A 5,029-nucleotide genomic window follows, 5' to 3' on the forward strand; every position below is an offset into this window, starting at 1 on the left:
GTACTATCACGCAACTTGAGTTAAATAAGAAACGGCCGCTGCCTGGTGCGGAAAGCACCAGGCAGCGGCCGTTTCTTATTGCTTATTTTTTTGCCTTCGTCCCGAATGCTTTCAGGATGTGTGTTACCTGCGCCCTCTGGCCGCTTTAAAGTAATGCAAATTGCAAGAGTGGCGAAACTCCACCGGAAACCTAACGTGCTGAAAGTCTTCGTATCGAGGCAATAAAATAGTGAAATGATTAGATTGAAATGACCCAGCCCTTCAGCGGACATAGAGTTTGTTCATCACTAGCGAAACCAGCTACACCATCCAAACTAAAGCGGCATGAGCATTTCTGCCTGCCTCACTCCTACCTGTTGTATAACCAGGCTTGCCTTTATAAGTGCTGTTGATTCCTGCTCTCCTGTAGAGGATATCCCTCCCATATAACCATCTTTACCTGTAGCAGTATCTATAACTGACCAACTAATTTTATAATGAACACTCCTGAAGAAGTTTTAGAGGAAGGTAGTAACGTGTTGCCGAACCCACAGGCTATGGTGCCCAATGCGCTGAAGAAAGTAAATGTGCTGTTTATAGGCCCTGTAGAGAACGGGTACTTTAAGCCGGTTCCAGATAAGGCCAACACCCCTCCCCGATGGGAACAGGGTAGCTACAGCCTGGCAGCTAACCAAGGGCCATCAACTGGTACCACTGCTGATCTCATGGATCTCTCGCATTATAACGGCTACTCTATTATGGTAATGGCCTCGGAATGGAACAAGGAAGTGATCAGCAAAGCACGAATATTTGGTGTGCTGGACAATACTGCCCGTGATGTGATAAATAAGTTTGCGTACGTGCACTTACAAGAAAAGGAAGAAGAGATAGCAACCTATATCTCAGGTATTGGAAATTAAGCTCGAATCCTGAATTTCTATTGCCGTGAAAGTGTAACCACATCTTACACAAAAGTTCTTTCAGCCTGCCTAAACAGCGAAGCTCATGCACCAGATAAAGACTAAAAATTAGCAACCTGAAGTATAAAAAGTGTTCTAATAAGCATCGCTCTTAAAGGTGCATGACCTGGTGTTACAGGAGGTAAATGAAACATTAGTAATCTATTACCTCGTAAACCAAGTATATATTATTTCAAGCGTTTTTTATTGTGATGAAGCGCTTTATCATTTTGAACTAAATTAATTACGATAATGAAAAAGTTAATTTTAGCAGGTGCTGTTGTATTTACATCTTTAGGATTTTATTCTTGCGGTGGCAATGATGGCACTACAGAAGGAGATGTAGACGGTACTGTAATCGATACCGACACTACGGTTTCAGAGATAGAGGTAGAACGAACTATTCGTGATGTTGATACTACTGTAACAACAGAAACAGAAACGATAGAGAATGACCAGCAATAGTTCTCGTTAATAAATAGTAAAGAACAGTTTTAAAAAGTGACAGCAGGCTTGTATAGTCTCCTGTCACTTTTTTCTTTTTAAGCACATTATTTTACAATCAGCATAACCTGAGCCTCAGGCCTTAAACGCTCCCTGCTGTTATGGGAGTTGCTCTTTCGGGATTTGCAATCATGAAAGAGGGATGAACAGTGGAGCGAACAAGAGTTAGAAACTAGCCAGCTTAGCGCTAAGGGGCATATGAGCAGTTTAAACCAACATCTGCGAAAATCCTGTCCATCCAATAATCCTGCAAATCCTGATTCTGACAACCACCAGGCACTCGCAGGAGCTACGCACGCTGCGAGGTCTAAAACAATTTACCAACTCTCTAAATCCAAATCCCTCAAATCAATCTAATCCCCTTAATCACCGCTCCCAGTTCACCTCCGGAAACACTACTTCCAGTTGCCTTTTGATTACCCGATAATTCCCTTTCCAGAAACTACCTAAATCCGACACAGTGGTGATAGGCTTCAGCTCTGGTGTTAGCAGGGCTAGTTCTACGGTCATTTCGCCTTCGTCTACGGTTGGGCTTTGCTCCCAGCTTAGTACATCCTGCAGGCGTATTTCCAGCTTGGGCTGACTGCCGTCGGGTTTATAGTCTAACTCTATACCTGAGCCGTCGGGTAAGTTTATACTTGCTGGGGCCAATGTGTCTAGTCTGGCGCGTTGTTCTTCGCTTAGGAACTTTGCTTCCAGAATTGGTTGTAGCTCCAGTTCCATCAGCTCATCGGGGTGCTCTATGTCGAAGAGGTATGACTTTAGCCAGTCCCAGTTGGTGAGGAGCAGTGTGGAGGTGCTTACGTCGGGCCAGTCTTCTGTGGGGCGCCATTTGCGCAGACTCAGTACGCGGTTTTGCCATTGCGTGAGGGCCTCGTTAAAATCCAGGAGGTGCTCGCCTTCTACTTTTATGGCCTCCGACATGGCCGGTACGCGGTGCTTCTCGTCGGGGGCTGGTAGCGGTTTACTTTGCAGCACAATGCTTCCAATACGGGTATCCATCGAGGCAGTTAGTTCGCCGTCGTTCACATCCCAATGGTATACTTCCTGCTGTTTTACGAGCGTTGCCAGGTCTCGTGGGTTTAGCGGGGATGCCAGGAAAATACGGCCCGGGTTATCTTCTCCGCCGGCATGCAGGTGTGCTATGGCCAGCCAGGGCTCATGCGCCAGATCGTCGCGGTGGCCAGCAGAGGCATACTTGCCGTTTGCCAGTTGGAACTGTGCGTTGTTACCGGGGCGGGCATAGGCGATGCGCTCCGGGTAGCAATGCGTCAGCAGCACGCCGGTTTCATACTCATCAAAGGCACTGTTATCAGGCTCCACCTCAAACATGGCGCGGTACGAGCGGGCAATCTTCTCGATCTTGCCGAAACGCTTGCCCTGCCCCTGCTCTTTTCTATACCTGCGCAGGGTTTCAATTCTTAAGTTAATGTCGATGCCGGCGTTGCGGTCCAGTGGGTCGCGCTCTTCCAGGATAGCGGCAATATCGCTTGCCAGTGCCACCTGGTCCGTTTCTTCGGCTTTGAGCAGCATGTGCGCAATACGCGGGTGGCAAGGCAGCTGGTGCATGCGTTTGCCATGCTCAGTAATGCGGCCATTCTCCAGGGCCTGCAACTGGTGCAGCATGTCGGTGGCGTATTGCAGGGCAGCACGGGGCGGAGGATTAAGCCAGGTCAGGCCACGAATATCCATGATGCCCCATTGCGCCATGTCGAGCACCAGGTTGGCCAGGTCGGCTTCCATGATCTCGGGGGTGCGGTGCGGGGCCATGCGCTCGTGAGTGGTTTTACTCCACATGCGGTATGCCGTACCCGGACCCAAACGCCCTGCCCTGCCGGCACGCTGGTCGGCTGCGTCTTTGGAGATGCGCACGGTTTCGAGCCGCGACAAACCGGACTTCGGATCGAAGCGGGAGGTTTTGCCGAAGCCCGTATCCACCACTACAGAAATGCCTTCTATGGTTAAGCTGGTCTCGGCTATACTGGTGGCCAGCACCACTTTGCGCTTGCCTTCGCGGTTGGGCATAATGGCTGCGTACTGCTTGCCAAAGGGAAGCATACCGAACAGCGGATGTATCTTAAAATCGCGCAGCTGCCTGCGGAGTAGCTCTTCTACTTTCCGGATGTCGTTTTCGCCAGGCAGGAACACGAGGATATCCCCTTCCTGCTCTTTGGCTGCCTGCTGCACTATTTTGGCCGTCATTTCGGGCAGCATGCGGTCGTCGGCGTCGCCGGTGTAAAAGGTTTCGATAGGGTATTGCCGCCCCATACTTTGCGCCACCGGGGCCTTGAGCAAACTCGTGAGCTGGGGCATATCCAGGGTGGCCGACATCACCATAATGCGCAGGTCCGGGCGAAGCGTGTGTTGCGCCTCCCGGCTCAGGGCCATGGCTACATCGGCATGGATGCTGCGCTCATGAAACTCGTCGAAGATCACGATGCCGATGCCCGTGAGGGAGCGGTCGCTGTGGATCATGCGGGTGAGGATGCCTTCGGTTACGACCTCGATGCGGGTTTGCTCGGAGATGCGCGTCTCGAAACGGATGCGGTACCCAACGTTCTGGCCTACCTCCTCGCCCAGCAGCTGCGCCAGACGCTCGGCAATGGTTTTGGCCGCCAAACGCCGTGGCTCCAGCATGATGATCTTCATATCTTTCAGCCAGGCCTCGCCCAGCAAAGCCAGCGGCAGCAAAGTGCTTTTACCGGCTCCGGGAGGGGCGTTTACGATCAGCGTATTCTGCGCTGACAGGTGTTCTCTGACAGCAGGTATGATTTCCCTAACGGGGAGGTCTATGGTAAATGGGTTGAAGGGCAAGGTATAGAAATCTATAAATAAAAAAATGCCAGCAAGTGTAGTACTGTACTTGCTGGCAAAGTTATAAAATGTTGTGGTGATTTAGCTTAAGACATAAATTGTCTGATCATTTACAGTTATATGTATAAGCTACATCCCATCTTCTGTTACTCTGAGATAATCCTGTTAACGTTAAAGGATATCCTTGTTGGTTGTAGGTATATGAAATAGTATGGCTTGCATCAGCAATAACCTGTCCTTTATAATCCAATGCTGAAGTCTTTGTAACATTATGTTTATATGGATAGCCGTACTTTTCGAAATATCCAAATTGGGTTTCACTAAAAGGGTTATTTTTGTTGTCGTATTCCAAAAAGTATGTCTTATTGCTTTGCTCATTCTGCCCCTTCACTTCAACTTTTACCATTAATCCATTCTCATAAAAGAATTCCTCTGTTTGCAGCAGTACGTCACCACCTGATTCTACTTGATATAGTCGGCGGTTTTTCAATTCATTAGGGCTATTGTACTCAGACACATAATAGTTTACTGGTACATAATTACCTTCAGGATTTCTGTGGTTAAAGTTTTGCCTGATCATTTGCCCCGTACTATTATAGTCATAAACTATATGGGCATAGAAGTTGATGGATGGAGAGCTCCAGGTCTTCATTAGAAGCTATCTCAAAAATAGGAATTAGCGCTTAAACTTGTTTGTTAGTTTCTCATGGAGCTAACAAATGAGCAGTGGGAAAAGATACAGGATCTGATTCCAGATCCTGTGAAACGGGCTG

4 protein-coding genes are annotated in these 5,029 nt (G+C 48.6%); 2 read left to right on the plus strand and 2 right to left on the minus strand.

Translation table 11 applies throughout. The annotated features are described in order from the left end of the window. The first annotated feature begins 476 nt into the window (after positions 1–476). Complete coding sequence (locus K0O23_RS20000; RefSeq protein WP_219879231.1) at positions 477–899, plus strand: hypothetical protein; 423 nt, start codon at positions 477–479, stop codon at positions 897–899. 291 nt (positions 900–1,190) lie between these two features. Continuing rightward, on the plus strand, positions 1,191–1,403 hold the full coding sequence (locus tag K0O23_RS20005; RefSeq protein ID WP_219879232.1) for a hypothetical protein: 213 nt from the start codon (positions 1,191–1,193) through the stop codon (positions 1,401–1,403). 405 nt (positions 1,404–1,808) lie between these two features. On the opposite strand, the gene hrpB is transcribed toward K0O23_RS20005, so the two are convergent. Both hrpB and K0O23_RS20015 read right to left on the minus strand, forming a co-directional pair. Beyond that, a complete protein-coding gene (gene hrpB, locus K0O23_RS20010; RefSeq protein WP_219879233.1) occupies positions 1,809–4,256 on the minus strand; it encodes an ATP-dependent helicase HrpB in 2,448 nt (815 codons plus the stop codon). 106 nt (positions 4,257–4,362) lie between these two features. Then, complete coding sequence (locus K0O23_RS20015) at positions 4,363–4,836, minus strand: UPF0236 family protein (protein ID WP_219879234.1); 474 nt, start codon at positions 4,834–4,836, stop codon at positions 4,363–4,365. Positions 4,837–5,029: the final 193 nt, after the last annotated feature.

Source organism: Pontibacter aydingkolensis, assembly GCF_019443125.1.
Taxonomy (GTDB): domain Bacteria; phylum Bacteroidota; class Bacteroidia; order Cytophagales; family Hymenobacteraceae; genus Pontibacter; species Pontibacter aydingkolensis.